This window comes from Rhizorhapis sp. SPR117 (assembly GCF_021742065.1).
The window spans coordinates 1-16,929 of the sequence record NZ_JAKKIE010000067.1; the positions used below are offsets into that span (position 1 = coordinate 1).

The window sequence follows — 16,929 nt, forward strand, 5'->3', positions numbered from 1 at the left end:
GCCTGCGCCTTCGCGCTGCTGGTGGTGGTCGAAGGAATATTGAAGGTGCCGATCGAGGGATCGATCCCGCTGTTCCTGACGGGTGCGGCGCTGCATTTGTTCGCCACCACGTCGATCGGCATCTTCATGGGCACGATCGCGCGCTCGATGCCGCAGTTCGGTCTGTTGCTGATGCTCGTGCTGCTGCCGCTCCAGCTGTTGTCCGGCGGTATGACCCCGCGCGAGAGCATGCCCGAGTTCGTGCAAACGGTGATGCTCGCCGCGCCCACCACCCATTTTGTGAGAATGGCGCAGGCGATTCTCTACCGGGGAGCGAGCTTCGACGTGGTCTGGCCCCAGTTCCTTGCCATCGCCGTGATCGGTGCAGTGTTTTTCCTGATCGCGCTCGCGCGGTTCCGCCGGACGATCGGAACGATGGCATAAGCAGGCACATGGTGATGGCCGCCTCAGTAACACTACCAATATGCCCAACAGCGCGGCTGCGCGAAACTTTTCTCACCACAAAGGGGAGAATCTCCATGCACGCCCTGGACAGAATTCGTCAGTCGATCGACGTCATTTTCCTGTATGGATTGACGGCCGGTCTGGTGATGGCGATCGCCTCCATCATCATGGCGAAGCTTCCCGAATGAAAAGGAAGACGCGTCTCAGGCGTCTTGCGCCGCTCGTTCTGAGTGTTCTTCTTGGGCTTTCTATTCACACCGCCGCCCAGTCGGCGCCCGCTGCCGCCGAAGCGACCGCCCCGGCGGGCTTCCGCCTCGATTCCGACGGGACCTTGGTGCATGTGGGAAGCGGTGCGCGCTTTCCCCATATGCTCGCCGGATTCACCCGCGTAGCCGAGCAGGGATATGATCCCAGCGGCCAGTATGTTTCCGTCGAATATCGTTCGCCAGTGCACGGTTCGACGATCGTTGCCCGCATCTCGCTGGTTCATATCGAGCAAATGTCGGCGAAGGAGCATTATACGATCATGAAGTGCTTGCGCGCAGCTATTTCGATGAAAGCACGCCGCTGTCCGAGAGGCCGGTCGTTCTTCCCGACATGCCAAAGGATGCCGTCTGGCGCGGACGGTTCCGCGGCAGCCGCGAAGGCGTTCCCTTTGAATTCAGCCTCACGACGGTCGATTTAGGCTGTTGGGGCGCTCGCGTCGCGACGGCCTATCCCGAGGCTGATCAAGGCGAAGCCGAACAGCGGCTCGACACGCTGATCAGTGGGTTGCGGGCGTTGGCGCCGTCCGCACAGCGCAAGTAGAGTCGATCTCATCGGAGGCGTTGCCGCCCAGCTCCCAGGGCTGGGGCAGAAAACGCCGTCGCGCGATCAGAGATTAGATTGGATCGATTCGATCGCATATTATGTATGCCGACGATCCACTCGCTGACATTGCCCGAGCCCAACGACTCGATGGACGCCAAAGGCGAGACGATCGGAACGCCCTCCAAGCAAAGAAGAGGAAGAACCATGCTCGCAATCACCGGAGCGACAGGACAACTCGGACGGCTCGTCATCGCAGCACTGCTCAGGACGGTGCCGGCTGGCGAGATCGCGGCCCTGGTGCGTGACGTCGACAAGGCGTCCGACCTCGCTGCGAAGGGGGTCGTCGTGCGCGAAGCCGATTATAACCGGCCGGAGACCCTCGGCCCGGCTCTCGCGGGCGTAGACAAGCTGCTGCTCATTTCGGGAAACGAGGTCGGGCACCGCGTACCGCAACATAAGGCGGTGATCGATGCCGCGAAGACGGCCGGCGTGAAGCTCATCGCCTATACCAGCGCGCTGCACGCGGATACGTCACCGCTCGGCCTTGCCGAGGAGCATCGCCAGACCGAGGCGCTCCTCCGCGAAAGCGCACTGCCGACCGTGTTGCTGCGAAATAGCTGGTACACCGAGAACTACACCGCCTCGATACCCGCCGCTCTCCAGCATGGCGTCATGATAGGCTCCGCCGGAGTCGCCCGCATCGCCTCGGCGACCCGCGCTGACTTCGCCAACGCAACCGCGGCCGTGCTCGTCGCGCCGGAGGATCAGGCTGGACGCGTCTACGAACTGGCGGGCGATGAGGCCTATACGCTCGCCGAATTCGCGGACGAACTCTCTCGTCAGACAGGCAAGACGATCACCTTCCAGAACCTGAGCGAAGCTGACTACAAGGCGGCGCTGGTCGGAGCCGGACTGCCGGAGGCGGTCGCTGCGATGCTCGCCCAATCGGACGCGGCGGCGGGCCAGGGCGCCCTGTTCGACGACAGCCATGACCTTGGCAGGCTGATCGGCCGGCCGACCACGCCCCTGAAGGACGCGATCGCCGCAGCGCTGAAGGGTTGAGCGCCGACACCGGGTTCAACCGGCGCGTAGAGTTTTGCTGACCAGCACCAGGGTCGAGTCTCCAGGATATTCCTCGACCGAGAAGCCCATGTCGCGTTCGAGTTCGATCGCGGCGACATTGGCGCGGCTCTCGATCGACTCGATTTTCGAAAGACCCCGGGCTTCGGCCCGATCGGCCACGAAGGAGAGGAGAGTCCATCCGACGCCTCGGTGCCGATAGTCGGCGTCAACGGAGATCGCCACCTCGCCCCGCTCGCCCGCTGCATCGGAGACGAGCATCGCGCTTGCGACGGCGACACCGCTCTCGGCATCGAATGCGAGGAAGCTTACCGCGTTGCCGTCATCTATCGGGGTCAGCGCGCGCAGTTGCTCTGGACCGATTTCGTTCAATCCCGACAGGAACCGGAAGCGCAGATCCTCATGGCTCACATGGTGGAACAAGTGCGTCAGGATCGGCCCGTCCGTCGAGCCCGCCTGCCGCACGCAAAGGCGAAGCCCGCTCCGCGTCACGAGTTCCACGGTCTTGTCATTCATCTTTCTGGCCTTTTCCGGATGGTGGATTGGAGGACGCGCTGCGGCTGGTTTGCGCCGTCCAGTCGACGAGTTGTGCCGCATAACGGGTCACCGCCCGGTCGAAAGCCGGCACGATCCCGCTCGTGCTGTTCGCAAGCGCTGGTTCCTCGACCGAGAAACGGCGCGACGCGACCGGCTGTCTGTCATCGGCACCAAACAGGGTCACCTCCCCGGCGATGACGACGGTGGGCGGGGTCTTGCCCTCGGCTTCCGGCGTGTAGCGCGCCTCAAACCTGTCGATGGTGACCTGCAGGGCCTGCGAGGCTCCCGTCGCGCTTCGGGGCGAAGCGAGGCGGAGGTCGGGCGCGCGCGCACCGAACTGCCGCGTCAGCGCCTGCGTGAAAAGATCGGGGACCGATGCGACCCAGCGGGCGTCCTTGATATAGAGCGCCTGCGCGCCGCGCGTGGTGAGGATGCGATCGCCCTCGATTTCCGGTGCGAAGCGAAGCCGCAACAGCGAAAGCGGCCGGCGGGCGACCGCCGCCTGCGGGGCGGTGTCGTTCGTCCGCTCGATCACGCCGAAACGGAAGAGATCATCACGCTTGCCACCCCCCAACAGGCTCCCGCAGCCGGCCAGCAACAGCGCTCCCATCAGGGTCGCGGATGTCCGATATCCAGGGGAATGCCTCATCGCGGTAGCTCCAGTTCCTTGCCACTGTCCTTGCCCAATGCCTGACGGGGATTTTGCCGGATCTGACGGATGAGCCCGTCCAGGGATTCGGCCGTCTCCTGCAGGCTGCGCATCGTGGCGTTGATGTTGGGGAGAGTGGTCGTGCCGATGTCGCCGCTCTGGGTATCGAGCTTCGCGATGACGCCGCGGGCCTCGTGAACCGCGACCTTGAGTTCGCCAGCCGCCCCGGAGATGTCTGCAAAAGCGCGTTTGCCGTCGCCATCGGCGATGTGACGGACGGATGCCGCCGCTCCCTGAATATCGGTGGCGGCGCGGTCGAGCTTGGTCAGCGCCGAGGCGGCGTTGGCGATCATGGTCCGGTTCGCCGCAAGCTCCCCAGTCGTCGTCCTGATGTCGTGGATGGCCGCGCCGACATCGGCAATGTTGCGATCGGAGAGCAGCTTGTTCACGCGGGTCAGGGCTTCGGTCGCGCTCGCGACCATCTGCCCTCCTCCCTGCAGCAGCGACGAGAGCGCATTGGGCTTGCTCGGAATGACCGGGCGCTTGCTATGATCGACCTTCCGTAGAAGCGGCTTGATCGCGGTCCCGGCGCTGATCTGGACGATGCTGACCCCCGAAATGCCCTGCGTTTCGGTCGACGCCATCGAATCCACGCGCACGGGCGTCCCGCGGTTGACCTCGATATCGGTGACCACACGGTTGGGATCGCGCTCGTCGAGCCTGATCCGCTGGATCTGACCGACCTTGATGCCGTTGAACTGGACCTCCGCCCCCACGCTCAGCCCCCGCACGGGACCATGAAAGACGATCTGATAGGGATCGTGCTCCCGTCTGAACTGCGAGCCGCCCAGCCACACCACGAACACGAGCGTCGCGATGAGCAGCACGATCGAGACGGCGCCCACCAGGGCATAATTGGCGTGGCGTTCCATCAGCCTTCTTTCTGCTTCTTGGCGGCACGGCCGCGCGGCCCCAGGAAATAGCTTTTGATCCAGGGATGGTCCGATTGCTCGAGCTCGGCGACCGGCGCGACCGCGACGATCTTCCTGTCGGCGACGACGGCGACCCGGTCGCAGATGGCATAGAGCGTGTCGAGATCGTGGGTGATCATAAAGACTGTGAGACCGAGCGCATCGCGCAGTGTCTTGACGAGGTCGTCGAACTCTCCCGCCGCGATCGGATCGAGACCGGCTGTCGGCTCGTCGAGGAACAATATGTCGGGGTCGAGCGCGATCGCACGCGCGACGCCCGCGCGTTTGCGCATGCCTCCTGAAAGTTCAGACGGTTTCAGGATGCCGGCATTATCGGGCAGGCCGGCAAGCTTGATCTTCAATCGCGCGAGATCACGCACGAAGCCCTTGGAAAGATGCGCATGCTCGAGGAGCGGCGTCTCGACATTTTCCTGCACGGTCAGGAAGGAGAACAAAGCGCCCTGCTGGAACATCACGCCGATCCGCCGTTCGATATCGGCCTGCGCGTCCGCATCGTCGATGTTCCGTCCGAAGATTTCGACGGTCCCGCCATCGGGCCGTTTCAATCCGAGTATGGTGTTGAGCAGGACTGACTTGCCGGAGCCCGATCCCCCTACGACGCCGAGTATTTCGCCGTGCCGGACCTCGAGATCGAGATCGTCGTGAATGACCTTTTCGCCAAATGCGGTCCTGAGGCCGCGGACACGGATCGGAGCATCGACGGCGTCGGTGGTCGATGGAGCGCTCACAGGTCCAACACCATGAAGAGCACCGCGAAGATCGCATCGAACATGATGACCATGAAGACCGACTGGACCACCGCCGAGGTGACGTTGCGCCCGAGGCTCTGGACATCGCCGCCGACCATCAGGCCATGCCGACAACCCGCCGAGGCGATCACCAGCGCCAGGAACGGCGCCTTGCTCATCCCGATCCAGAAATGCGTTATGCTCACCGTCTCGAGCGTGCGCTGGATGAAGAAGACCGGGCTGATGTCGATCGTGGCCCAGCTGACCAGCAGGCCGCCGGCGATGCCACCGATATCCGCGCAAAAGGTCATCAGCGGCATCATCAGCAGCGCTGCCAGAACCCGTGGAATGACAAGGGCGTCGAAGCGGTCGACGCCCATCACCTGCATCGCATCGGTTTCCTGGTTCATCCGCATCGAGCCGATCTGCGCGGCGAAAGATGATGCGGAGCGGCCCGACAGCAGGATCGCGGCGATGACCACGCCGAACTCGCGCAGGATTGCCACGCCGACAAGCTGAACCGTGAACACCTCGACACCAAGCGTCGTCAGCAGGTTGGTGCCGACGAGCGCGATCACCGCCCCGATGAAAAAGGTCATCACGAACACGATCGGGAGCGCGTTGACCCCCGCGTCCTGCATCATCGCAACCAGCGGCGTCAGACGCAGACGGCGCGGGTGCACGACCGTCCGGCCGAGCGCCACAACCAGCCGGCCGGCGAATTCGAGCATGTCGTAGGCGTCGCCGCCGAACTGGACGACCTGGCGGCCGAACCGGTCGAAAAAGCCTGTCCACCCCTTGAGGCCCTGTTTCGTCGGGGCTTCCTTCTCGAGGGCAGGTCGCACGAGGTCGATCAACCGCCGCAGATCCTCTCTCGGGCCGCAGTCGACATCGCCGCCGTTTGTCATGGACCGGAGCAGCGCCAGCGCACCGGCGGTATCCACTCGCCCCAGTTCGGAGACGTCGAGGCGCTGCGCGCTCCCGAATTTCGTGGCCAGGCGATCGGCAGCGTCGCCCAGATCAAGCGCCGTCCAGTCACCGCTGGGGTGAAGCGTCGGGACATCGGTGTCGTCGAGGCGCCAGTCGGCCTCGGTCACCGGACGAGCGCCACACCGATGCGCAGGCGCGTCGTTCGCCGGTTATGGTCGAGCAGGTTCTCGCCATAGCCGGCGAAGCTCTGGCCGAAGGGATAGACTTCCGGTCCGTCGCCGAGCATGCAATTCAAGCAGACGGCCGCCGCGTCGGCAAGGGAATCCGCGTGCTGCCGGTTGAAACCCGTCATGCGAGCAGGTGCAGGCCGCTATCGACCGGGATGACCGTGCCGGTGATCCGCTCGGCAGCATCGCTGACCAGGAACGCCGCCAGCGCGCCGACATCGTCGACATCGACGAGCCGGCCTTCCGGGACGGCCGCCGCGGCGCGCTCGATCAGTTCATCGAAGCGTTCGATGCCGCTCGCCGCCCGCGTCGCGATCGGACCCGGGGAAATCGCATGGGCGCGGATGCCCTTGGACCCCAGTTCGGCGGCGACATAACGGGTCGCGCTTTCCAGAGCCGCTTTTACCGGCCCCATCAGATTATAGTGCTCGACCACCCGGTCCGATCCGTAGAAGGTTACGCACAGCAGGCAGCCTCCGTCGGGCATCAGCGGTTCGGCCAGTCGCGCCATGCGTAGGAAGCTGTGGCAGGAAACATCCATGGCGATTGCGAAGCCTTCCGCAGAGGAATCGACGACGCGGCCATGAAGATCCTCCCGCGGCGCGAAGGCGATCGAATGGAGCAGGAAATCGAGGCCGCCCCATTTCGTGTTCACCTCGTTGAACAGCGCCTCCAGCTCACCGGGAACGCGGACATCGCAAGGCGCGGTCCATTCGACCCCCAGCCGTTCCGCGACCGGCGCCACATACTGTTCCGTCTTGGCGTTGAGATAGGTGGCGGCGAGCCGTGCCCCGCAACGCGCGAACGCCTCGGCACAGCCGGCCGCGATGCTGTGTTCATTCGCAATGCCAACGACGAGCCCGCGCTTGCCGGCAAGATCGACCAGCGGTTTCATGATTGTCCTCCTGCCGGGGTCAGCGCGGCGAGTGTGTGAATGGCGATCATACGCTCCTCGTCCGTGGGAATGACACGAACGGCAACTCGGCTGTCCTCCGCGCTGATGATGGGGGCGTTGCGCGCATTGGCGAATGGGTCGATGACGATGCCCAGCCAGGCCAGTCGCGCGCAGATCGCTGCGCGGATGACGGGATCATTTTCGCCGATACCCGCGGTGAAAATCAGCGCATCGACGCCGCCGAGCGACGATATGAGGGCCGACGCCTCGCGCGCTGCCCGCCAGATGAAGAGATCGATCGCCTCGGCAGCGCGCGGATCGTCGCTGTCATGGAGTGCGCGCATATCGCTGGAGATGCCGGATACGCCGAGCAGTCCGGCCTGCTTGTAGAGCAGCGTCTCTACCTCAGCCGCGCTCATGCCCTCCTGGGTCTGTAGATGAATCACAACTCCGGGGTCGATCGCGCCGCACCGTGTGCCCATGATCAGCCCATCCAGCGCGGTGAAGCCCATCGTGGTATCGACACTGCGGCCGTTCTGCATCGCGCAGAGACTGGCACCATTGCCGAGATGGGCGGCGATCACGCGACCCGAGGCGAGCCCCGGATCGGCCTCCCCGAGCGCGCGGGCGATATATTCATAGGACAGGCCATGAAACCCGTAGCGCCGGATACCCTTGTCGTGCAGCGCGCGCGGCAGCCCGAAGCGGGTGGCGACCTCGGGCAGCTCATGATGGAAGGCGGTGTCGAAGTAGGCGACCTGCGGCAGATCGGGCGCGAGCGAGCGAATGGCCCGGATCGCGGCGAGATTGTGGGGCTGATGGAGCGGCGCGAGCGGACATAGCGCTTCCAGCCCGGCAAGCAGGGCGTCGTCGACGACCAGAGGGTGGAAGAACTTTGTCCCGCCATGGACAACGCGATGCCCGACAGCAACGATGTCGTGATCTGGCAGATGATCCCCCGCCCACGCGAACAGGTCATGCAGCAGGGTCTCGTGGCCGAGCCCGCTGCCATCGTCCCAGTTCCGGTCGATCAGGATAGTTCCGTCCTTATCGCGCGCGACGAGGTGCGGCGCGGTGCCGATCCCCTCCAACTTGCCGGCGGCGGCATGCTGAGGGCCGTCCGGCCCCAGCGTGAACAGCGCGAACTTGATGCTCGACGAGCCGGAATTGAGGCTGACGACGGCGCGGCTCATGTCAGAGCCTTGCCTTCGGGCAGGCCCGGCGAAGCCTTGGTGGCGGCGCGCGCCAGCAGCACGGCCACGGCGCAGGAAGCCAGGCGTGTTCGCGCGGAGTCGGCGCGGCTGGTGAGCACGATCGGTACCCGGGCGCCCAGGACGACGCCCGCCGCGTCCGCACCGCCCAGAAAGGTGAGCTGCTTGGCGAGCATGTTTCCGGCCTCCAGATTCGGGACGACCAGGATCTCGGCCTTGCCCGCCACGGGCGAGACGATCCCCTTTTCCTTGGCCGCCGCCTCGCTGATCGCATTGTCGAACGCCAGCGGGCCATCGAGCACGCCGCCTGAAATCTGACTGCGATCGGCCATCTTGCAGAGCGCGGCGGCGTCGAGCGTCGATCGCATCGACGGATTGACCGTCTCCACCGCCGACAGGATCGCGACCTTGGGACTTTCGATCCCGATCACATGGGCGAGGTCGATCGCATTGCGGATGATGTCCGCCTTTTCCTCAAGGCTCGGCTCGATGTTGATCGCGGCGTCGGTGATGATGAGCGGCGTCGGGTGGTCGGGCACGTCCATCAAATAGGCGTGGCTGATGCGCCGCTCCGTCCGCAGGCCAGTCGAGGAGGAGACCACCGCGCTCATCAGTTCGTCGGTGTGAAGCGATCCCTTCATGAGCAGCTTCGCTTCGCCCGAACGGACAAGCGCCACCGCGGCGGTCGCCGCGGCATGGCTGTGCGCGGCGGGGACGATGCGATAAGCGGAGATATCCTTCCCCGCTTCTTCCGCCGCCGCGCGGATTCGCGCTTCCGGCCCGACCAGAATCGGCAGGATCAGACCGGCTTCGGCGGCGTCGACCGCCGCGGTGATCGCCGCGGCGCTGCAGGGGTGGGCGACAGCGGTCGGCGGCGCTGCGTCCGCCCTCGTCCGTTCGATCAGCTTGCGATAGCCGTCATGGTCGGAGATGCGAACGTCGGGAAGCGCTATCCGTGGAAGGCGGATCTTCTCGGTCGGCGCCCTGACCTCGGCCTGGCCCGTAATGACCTCGTCGCCATTCTGGTTGACGCAGCGACAATCGAGCAAAAGCACATGATGCTCGGATCGTTTTTCGGTCACGGTCACCGAGGTTGTGATGGCGTCGCCCAGGCCCACCGGCCGGGTGAAGCGCAAAGACTGGCTGAGGTAGATTGCGCCCGGTCCCGGCAGCTCGGTGCCGAGCACGGCCGAAATCAGGCCGCCGCCCCACATGCCGTGGGCGATCACGCGGTGGAACAGGTCGGTCGCCGCATAATCGGCGTCGAGATGGGCCGGGTTCACGTCGCCCGAGACGAGGGCAAAAAGCTGGATGTCCTCTTCGCACAGCGTGCGGGTAACGCTCGCCGTATCGCCGATGGCGATCTCGTCGAACGTCCGGTTCTCGATCATTTCCGGAACGGCTATCATTCAGTGCTCCAGCACATAGCGGCCTGGAGCGCTCTCGATTACCGGATAGCCCTTGTCCGGGGCGCCCAACGGCGGCGGGGCGACTGCCTCGCCCGAATGCGCGGCCAGCCAGTCTTCCCAAGCGACCCACCAGGATCCGTCCCGAACGGGGGCATGCGCCATCCACTCATCCGGATCAAGCGCGGCGCCGTCCGTCTCGCGGGTCAGGATATGATAGCGCCGCCCCTTGTGTCCGGGTTCGGAGACGATCCCGGCATTATGCCCGCCGCTGGTCAGCGCGAAGGTGATCTCGGCGCTGCTCAGCATATGGATCTTGTGCACCGAGCGCCACGGCGCAACATGGTCGCGCTCGGTGCCGACAACGAACATCGGCTTGCGCAGCGCGGACAGGCTGATGGTCCGCCCATCGACCTTGTAACGTCCCTCGGCAAGATCGTCGTCGAGGAACAGGCGGCGCAGATACTGGCTGTGCATCGCGTAGGGCATCCGCGTGCCGTCGGCGTTCCAGGCCATCAGGTCCGACATGGGTTCGCGCTCGCCCATCAGGTAGGTGTTAAGGATCCGCGACCAGACGAGGTCGTTGGAGCGCAGGATCTGGAAGGCGCCGCCCATCTGAGCCCCGTCAAGATAGCCGCGGCTCCACATCATGTTCTCTAGCACGTTGAGCTGCGCCTCGTCGATGAACAGGCCGAGCTCGCCCGGCTCGCTAAATTCGGTCTGCGCGGCGAACATGGTGATGGTGGCGAGCCGTTCATCCCCGTCGCGCGCCATCGCCGCCGCCGCGATGGACAGCAGCGTGCCGCCGATGCAATAGCCGACGGCGTGAACGGCCGGCGCCCCGGTGATCGCTGTCACCGCGTCGAGCGCCGCCATCGGGCCCAGGCGCCGATAGGCCTCCATGTCGAGGTCGCGGTCCGCGCTGACGGGATTGTGCCAGGAGATGATGAAAACCGTATAGCCCTGCCCGGTCAGCCAGCGGACCAGCGAGTTCTCCGGCGACAGGTCGAGAATATAATATTTCATGATCCAGGCCGGCACGATCAGAATGGGTTCCGGCCGCACGGTGTCCGTGGTCGGCGCATATTGGATCAGCTCGATCAGCTCGTTTCGGTAGACGACCTTGCCGGGCGTGGCGGCGACGTCCTTCCCGACCTCGAACGCTTCGGTCCCCGCCGGCGGCTCGCCGCGCATCGTGCGCTGCATGTCCTCCAGCAGCAGCCTGGCACCCTCGACAAGGCATTGCCCGCCGGTCTCGAATATCCGCTTCTGGAGGACGGGATTGGTCGCGACGAAATTGGTCGGCGCCATCGTGTCGAGGATCTGCCGCGTCCCGAAGGCGACCATGTCTTCATGATGCCTCGTGACGCCCACCACGCCGGTCGTGGCCGCGTGCCACCATTGCTGGTTGAGAAGGAAAGCCTGCGCGATCAGACTGAAAGGCGCTTCCTTCCAGGCCGGATCGACGAAGCGACGATCCTGCGGCAGCGGCTCGATTGCGGGAGCGGCGTCGTGGTCACCGATGCTGCGCACCGCATATTCGCCGAGCCGCATGAATTTGCGTGTCGTCTTGGCCGCCAGCTGCAACTGCTTGCCCGGCGAGCCGGCAAGATGCATGCCCCAGTCCGAAAAGGCTTGGAAGATCGTTGCGGGCGACAGGCCGTGGGTGATCTGTGCGATGCCCGCGATCGCGGCCCGGTCCAGGGTTTCGGCAATGCCGTCGAGCGGATCGGACGCGTCCTGACGTGAATGCGCTGCTGCCATCTTGGAGCTCCTGAAAAAATCCTGTCTCTACTGCGGCTGAACACGCGCAAGCGCATTACGTAAATGCCCCATGCCGCATGTCCCACGGCATTCCATTGCTATCACTTTCGCCTGTATTCTCAGGTATTTTGGGCCAGGGCTTGATCCGTGCCTTGGAAAAGAATCGCACCTTCGCAACGGCAATAAACGGTACTGCAAAGGTTAGATACAGCGCAAGTCCGTCGGTTGCTCCCGAACATTTTCGTCAGCGATCCATCGCCGCGCGCGTCCTCTGAAAAGCAGCTTGCCTTCATGGATGACATAGGTGCGACACGGCGGAATTGATCTTGGTAAACCCAATGATCGAGCAGAAGCAGACGGTCTTGCCCAGCCGTCCTTACATTGTGACCCTATAGTGCGGCACCAGATCGCGACCGGACAAATGCTCTCCGTACGGTCATCCAGAGCGCGCTTCTTGCCGCTGTCGCCAGGGGGTTCGCAGGATCGGTCGCGGATGGATTGAGATCGCTCCCCTCGGAGGGGAAATCAGCAGTGGCGCTATCCGTCACTTGGGAAATCTACGTAGTTCAGAGCGGCGACGTTGCCGTTAGACCGAATCGACCGGACGATTCCGGCAGTCCTTGGTTTGTTTGGCACGAGTGACACATAGGCCCACCGACCCGCAGATTCCTCACGCTGTGATCCTCCTTGTCGAGAGCGACACCGGATTGAGGCGCGCGTTGCACCTGTTGTTTATGGCTCGCGGCTATAGCGTGAAAGCCTATGCAGAGGAGACCCGCCTCCTGGCAGATCCGATGAGAGAGGAGGCAGCTTGCCTGATCGCCGAGCATCGGCCCGTTCATGTGGATGGAATCGACCTTCTGCGTCAGCTCCGGGCGGCGGGCTGGCAGCGCCCGGCCATTCTAACCACAGCCGATCATTCCGCGGAGACCGAACTCTGCGCACGCGGTGCGGGCTACGCGCATATTCTCCACAAGCCGTTCGCGCACCATGTGCTGCTTGGCCTTGTCGATGGAGTCCTGCCTCTGGGTCTCGGTTAGACGCAGCAATAGGCAGGGGTACGCGCTCCCATGCACGCGCTGCAGCGGCCAACGCCGCTTCGCCGCTCACGAAGATGGGGCAGGGGAGGCGCGGGGCGGGGCCGTCAATCGCGCGACAGCGTCAGCGAGCGCATGCTCGCGCAACGGTTTCTCGATGACGATGCTGAAGCCCTCCTTCATCGCCCGCTCGACAAGATCTGGCGAGCCATAGGCGGTGACGAGGATGGCCGGTCCCCGCCATCCGCGCGCACGAAGCGATTGCAAGACCTCCAGACCGTCCATTTCGGGCATGCGATAGTCGGTCACCAGGCAGATCGCGTCGTTCACAAGCGGATCGGCAAACATGGCCGTGCTCGATGCGTAAGAGCGGATGTCATAGCCTCGGGCGTGAAGGAGAAGCTGGAGAGAGCGGCGGACGGCCGGCTCGTCCTCCACCAGTAAAATCTTAGGGCGCTCCACCGGGAGAGGTGCAACAGTGCCATTCATGATCGTCTCGCATTGATCCGGTTCCTAACGTCGACCGGATGCAAGGAATCGCAGGAAAATCGCGGCAAGTCGCTACGTAGAGGTCCTATGAGCGGTCGCCGCCGAGATTGGCGGCGAATGCGATACGCAGCGCATCGGACAGGCTACGGACCCCCAGTTTCGTCATCAGATTGGCGCGATGCACCTCGACGGTCCGGGGCGATATGCCGAGATCATAGGCGATTGTCTTGTTGGGTAAACCTTCGGCCAGTCCCTTGAGCACGTCCTGTTCGCGTCCGGTCAGCGCGGAGATCATCACGGCCGCGTCGGCCGCCCTTGTCGCCCGTTTGTCGCTGTCGTCGAGCCGTTCGAAGGCGGCGGCGATAGCATCCAGTAGCACGGCCTTTTCGAAAGGCTTCTCGATGAACTCGACTGCGCCTGCCTTCATGGCCCGCACCGCAATCGAGATATCGCCGTGCCCGGTCAAGATGATGACGGGCATGGCGACGCCGCGCTCGAGAAGCGCCTGCTGCACCTCCAGTCCGTCCATCTCGGGCATGCGGACATCGAGAAGGATGCAGCCGGGCTCGGCGTGCCGCACCTCGCGCAGGAAGGCGACTCCGGACGCGTAGCTCGCCACCGTGAAACCCGATGTTTTCAACATGAATCCGGCTGATCGCCGGATCGCCTCCTCATCATCGACGATATGGATCATACGTCTTTCGGTCATTCGATAGTCTCCGGCTCGGCTTCGACGAGCGTGAAATGAAACTGAGCCCCGCCGCCGGGACGTGGCTCCAGCCATATCCGACCGCCGTTCGCCTCGACGATGGTGCGGCAGATCGAGAGCCCCAGACCCATGCCCTCGCTCTTCGTGCTGACGAAGGCGGTGAAGAGCTGTTCCGCGACTTCAGGCGAAACGCCCGGGCCAGAATCAGCAATAGTTAGCCGAATGAAGCCAGCTTTGTCATGGCGGGATGCAATCCACAGATGCCGTTCGGACGATTCCGCCATGGCCTCCACCGCATTGCGAAGGAGATTGATTAGCACCTGCTGGATCTGCACCTTGTCGAGAAGCACTTTCGAAGCGTCGGGAGCGAGATCGAACTGGGCGTCGATACCCTTCTCCCTAGCGCCCATCAGCCCGAGCGCCGCCGCCTCGCCAATGAGGGTGGGAAGATTCTCGACGGTCTTCTCAACCTCCCCGCGCGCAACGAAGTCGCGCAGCCGCCGTACGATCTGTCCGGCGCGCAGAGCCTCTCGAACCGAATCATCCAGGGCTTCGCGGATCATCGGCAGATCCTCGGGATTGGCTTCGGCGAGCAGGTCGCGCACCGCCTCCACATAGTTGGCGACGGCGGTGATCGGCTGGTTGAGCTCGTGGGCGAGCGTCGAGGCCATCGTGCCCATCGCGCTCACCCGGGCGACATGAATCAGCTTGGACTGCAGTTCATCGAGGCGCTCCTGGGTCTCCTGGCGTTCGGTCAGGTCCCGGATGAAGCCGGTGAAGACGGGCTGGGTCTCGCCAATGGCTTCGCCCACAGATAGTTCCATCGGGAAGGTCGAACCATCACGCCGCGCGCCGATGACGACGCGCCCGATCCCGATGATCCTTCGCTCGCCGGTTGCAAGATAGCGTTCGAGATAGCTGTCATGGCGTTCACGATCGGGCGACGGCATGAGCAGGCTCACGTTCGATCCGCGAATCTCAGCCTCTGAAAAGCCGAACAGCCGTTCGGCCGCGGCGCTGAACGAGAGGATGATGCCGTGTTCGTCGATCACGATCATCGCATCGGGGACCGTCGAGAGGATCGAGCGGAGATGGCTGGCGCTGGCTTTGTGCGCACTCTCGGCGGCGCGCTCCCCCGTTGCATCGCGGACCACCTTGCCGAAGCCGCGCAAGGCTCCGCTTTCATCACGCAGCGCAGTGATCGAAACATGCGCGAGGAACTCGGAACCATCCTTCCTGAGCCGCCAGTCTTCCTCCTCGAATTTGCCTTCGTCGCGCGCGCGTTTGAGGTCGGCTTCGGGCTTGCCGGCCTGGACGGCGTCCGCCGGGTAGAAGATCGAGCAATATTGGCCGACGACCTCTTGCTCTCTCCAGCCCTTCAGCCGCTCGGCGCCGTCGTTCCAGATCGTGACGCGGCCTTCGGGATCGAGCATGTAGATTGCATAACCCTGTGCTCCGTCGATCAGCAGGTTAAGTTCGTCGGCGATCTCCGAGAGCTGGTTCTGGCGTCTCCTGTCCCAGGCTGCACGCCGCCGTCGCAAGGACGCGTTGCGAGCGTCGAGCAGGGCGATGCCTGCGGCCACCAGCAGCGAAAGCAGCAGATCGAAGGGTTCAAGACCAGGCAATGGGCGCAATAGGGCAAACAAGGCCCCGACCAGAATAGCGAGAATAGCCGCGCCCGTTGCGGCGCCCGTTCCACCCAGCGCGGCTGCAACGATGATCGAAAGGATGAGCAGCAGATAGGGGCTGTGGTTGACGCCCCCCGCGCGGAGAGCAAGATCGGCGGGTACGGCGAGGAGAACGGCCACGATGCCAATCGCATAGCCCCAGCGGGCCTGCCGTGTTGAGCTATCCTGCGCGTCACTTTCCATATGGAATCCCGTCTGGCTTTGATCCATCCTCTCTGGTTGCACCTTGATTATATTCCGAGCGTCGGAACTCGTCAGTTGACTACATCAGAAAATGCTACTCGATAGAACAGAAGGACTTTTTGGAATGAGATCGTAGCCCGTCTTCGCAACTCCACTGCCGTCCTTCTAAAAGCCTCGAATCGGCCCAAGACCCTCGCAGGTTCCGTCTCACTTTGAGACCTTTATCTGGCAACCTTGCCTTGGAAAAGCATCAAAACATCCGCGATGCCAGGCATCGTTCGGGTTCGCAGCCGAGTGCAATCCTGCCAACAGTGGGCGCCAACGCATCGGTCGATGCGTGAGCAAGCCAAGAGGCATCGCGGGTCATGAGGCATACGTCATTGGCCGTCCCGTGCCTGCCGCGCGTCCCGCCAGTCGGGACGGTTGATCGCGCGCAAACATAGGAAAACGCGCCCGGCGTATTTCCCGAAGATTTTGTATTCCGCAGGCCGCCCGACCGAAGCCGAGAACCCATGTTTGCCGCGCGATGCGGACCCCTCTTCACGATCAAGATCGATCGGTCCATTGGATGTCTCATTGGTCTAGCTGTCGGTGATGCTTTGGGCACGACCCTCGAGTTCAAGCCGCGGGACACCTATCCCCACATCACAGATATGGTCGGGGGAGGGCCGTTCGGCTTGGACGCGGGGACTTGGACCGATGATACGTCCATGGCCCTTGCGCTTGGAGAGGCTCTTCTGGCCAGCGCAGCAAAAGGCTCGGCCTTCGAACCGGAAGAAGCACAGCGGCGGTTCATCGATTGGTGGCGGAACGGCGCCTTCAGCCCCACGGGAAGTTGTTTCGATATTGGCATTGCAACTCGCCAAGCCCTTGCACGCTTCGAGGAAACTGGCGACCCGATTGCCGGCTCGACCGATCTGCATTCAGCAGGCAACGGCTCACTAATGAGGCTTGCGCCTGTTGCGATTTGGGGGATCCGGCCGGATCCCGCTGTCGTAACGCGAGTAGCCCGCCGACAGAGCATGACCACGCACGCTGCAGACGCGTGCCTCGACGCCTGTGAAGCGTATGCACTAAGGCGTGTGGACATTTAAGGGATTCCTTTTTCCGCGCGGATCGGATTCAAGACTGGCGAAGGGAGCGCCATCTT

The 16,929-nt window shown here is 63.7% G+C and carries 18 protein-coding genes and 1 pseudogene; 5 read left to right on the top strand and 14 right to left on the bottom strand.

What is annotated here, in order from left to right; genetic code table 11:
• The coding region (locus tag L3X40_RS18190; RefSeq protein ID WP_237366872.1) for an ABC transporter permease at positions 1–423 on the top strand (423 nt) is incomplete at its 5' end.
• Between the two features lie 118 nt (positions 424–541).
• Here L3X40_RS18190 and L3X40_RS18195 read toward each other — a convergent pair.
• Entirely contained in the window at positions 542–961 is a 420-nt protein-coding gene (locus tag L3X40_RS18195; protein ID WP_092959728.1) for a hypothetical protein, read from the bottom strand.
• Positions 962–975: 14 nt separating this feature from the next.
• On the opposite strand from L3X40_RS18195, the gene L3X40_RS18200 reads away from it, so the two are divergent.
• Positions 976–1,251, top strand: coding sequence for a hypothetical protein (locus tag L3X40_RS18200; RefSeq protein WP_092959726.1), 276 nt, complete (start codon positions 976–978; stop codon positions 1,249–1,251).
• Between the two features lie 78 nt (positions 1,252–1,329).
• Positions 1,330–2,316: an SDR family oxidoreductase gene (locus tag L3X40_RS18205; protein ID WP_338331156.1), complete on the top strand. Its 987-nt coding sequence runs from the start codon at positions 1,330–1,332 to the stop codon at positions 2,314–2,316.
• A gap of 15 nt (positions 2,317–2,331) precedes the next feature.
• Here L3X40_RS18205 and L3X40_RS18210 read toward each other — a convergent pair whose 3' ends face one another.
• The 10 genes and pseudogenes from L3X40_RS18210 to L3X40_RS18255 form a co-directional block, all read right to left on the bottom strand.
• Entirely contained in the window at positions 2,332–2,850 is a 519-nt protein-coding gene (locus tag L3X40_RS18210; protein WP_053085634.1) for a GNAT family N-acetyltransferase, read from the bottom strand.
• A complete protein-coding gene (locus tag L3X40_RS18215) occupies positions 2,843–3,520 on the bottom strand; it encodes an ABC-type transport auxiliary lipoprotein family protein (RefSeq protein ID WP_092959722.1) in 678 nt (225 codons plus the stop codon). The genes L3X40_RS18210 and L3X40_RS18215 overlap by 8 nt, the downstream gene beginning before the upstream one ends.
• The gene (locus tag L3X40_RS18220) at positions 3,517–4,452 is read right to left on the bottom strand and encodes an MlaD family protein (protein WP_048576331.1); all 936 of its coding nucleotides are present in this window, start codon (positions 4,450–4,452) and stop codon (positions 3,517–3,519) included. The genes L3X40_RS18215 and L3X40_RS18220 overlap by 4 nt, the downstream gene beginning before the upstream one ends.
• Positions 4,452–5,240 (bottom strand): ABC transporter ATP-binding protein, encoded by a 789-nt coding sequence (locus L3X40_RS18225; protein ID WP_048576332.1) that lies wholly within the window; start codon positions 5,238–5,240, stop codon positions 4,452–4,454. The genes L3X40_RS18220 and L3X40_RS18225 overlap by 1 nt, the downstream gene beginning before the upstream one ends.
• Positions 5,237–6,337 carry an ABC transporter permease gene (locus L3X40_RS18230; RefSeq protein WP_048576333.1) on the bottom strand — a complete coding sequence of 367 codons (1,101 nt, stop codon included), beginning with the start codon at positions 6,335–6,337 and terminating at the stop codon, positions 5,237–5,239. Before L3X40_RS18230 ends, L3X40_RS18225 begins: the two co-directional genes overlap by 4 nt.
• A pseudogene (locus L3X40_RS18235) lies at positions 6,334–6,456 on the bottom strand (phospholipase A); the annotation flags it as partial. The pseudogene L3X40_RS18235 and the gene L3X40_RS18230, both read right to left, overlap by 4 nt.
• Before the next feature lie 62 nt (positions 6,457–6,518).
• On the bottom strand, positions 6,519–7,292 hold the full coding sequence (gene fabI / locus L3X40_RS18240; RefSeq protein WP_048576335.1) for an enoyl-ACP reductase FabI: 774 nt from the start codon (positions 7,290–7,292) through the stop codon (positions 6,519–6,521).
• Positions 7,289–8,485: an acetate/propionate family kinase gene (locus L3X40_RS18245; RefSeq protein WP_092959720.1), complete on the bottom strand. Its 1,197-nt coding sequence runs from the start codon at positions 8,483–8,485 to the stop codon at positions 7,289–7,291. Before L3X40_RS18245 ends, fabI begins: the two co-directional genes overlap by 4 nt.
• Complete coding sequence (locus L3X40_RS18250; protein ID WP_237366873.1) at positions 8,482–9,894, bottom strand: bifunctional enoyl-CoA hydratase/phosphate acetyltransferase; 1,413 nt, start codon at positions 9,892–9,894, stop codon at positions 8,482–8,484. Before L3X40_RS18250 ends, L3X40_RS18245 begins: the two co-directional genes overlap by 4 nt.
• Before the next feature lie 18 nt (positions 9,895–9,912).
• A complete protein-coding gene (locus L3X40_RS18255; RefSeq protein WP_092959718.1) occupies positions 9,913–11,673 on the bottom strand; it encodes a PHA/PHB synthase family protein in 1,761 nt (586 codons plus the stop codon).
• A 638-nt stretch (positions 11,674–12,311) separates the two neighbouring features.
• On the opposite strand from L3X40_RS18255, the gene L3X40_RS18260 reads away from it, so the two are divergent.
• On the top strand, positions 12,312–12,713 hold the full coding sequence (locus tag L3X40_RS18260) for a response regulator (RefSeq protein ID WP_237366874.1): 402 nt from the start codon (positions 12,312–12,314) through the stop codon (positions 12,711–12,713).
• A gap of 66 nt (positions 12,714–12,779) precedes the next feature.
• Here L3X40_RS18260 and L3X40_RS18265 read toward each other — a convergent pair whose 3' ends face one another.
• The 3 genes from L3X40_RS18265 to L3X40_RS18275 all read right to left on the bottom strand — a co-directional run bounded on the left by L3X40_RS18265 (position 12,780) and on the right by L3X40_RS18275 (position 15,779).
• Positions 12,780–13,199 carry a response regulator transcription factor gene (locus L3X40_RS18265; protein ID WP_048576339.1) on the bottom strand — a complete coding sequence of 140 codons (420 nt, stop codon included), beginning with the start codon at positions 13,197–13,199 and terminating at the stop codon, positions 12,780–12,782.
• Between the two features lie 85 nt (positions 13,200–13,284).
• A complete protein-coding gene (locus tag L3X40_RS18270) occupies positions 13,285–13,908 on the bottom strand; it encodes a response regulator transcription factor (protein WP_092959716.1) in 624 nt (207 codons plus the stop codon).
• Complete coding sequence (locus L3X40_RS18275) at positions 13,905–15,779, bottom strand: PAS domain-containing sensor histidine kinase (protein ID WP_092959714.1); 1,875 nt, start codon at positions 15,777–15,779, stop codon at positions 13,905–13,907. The genes L3X40_RS18270 and L3X40_RS18275 overlap by 4 nt, the downstream gene beginning before the upstream one ends.
• Before the next feature lie 512 nt (positions 15,780–16,291).
• On the opposite strand from L3X40_RS18275, the gene L3X40_RS18280 reads away from it, so the two are divergent.
• A complete protein-coding gene (locus L3X40_RS18280; protein WP_092959712.1) occupies positions 16,292–16,873 on the top strand; it encodes an ADP-ribosylglycohydrolase family protein in 582 nt (193 codons plus the stop codon).
• Positions 16,874–16,929 lie beyond the last annotated feature (56 nt).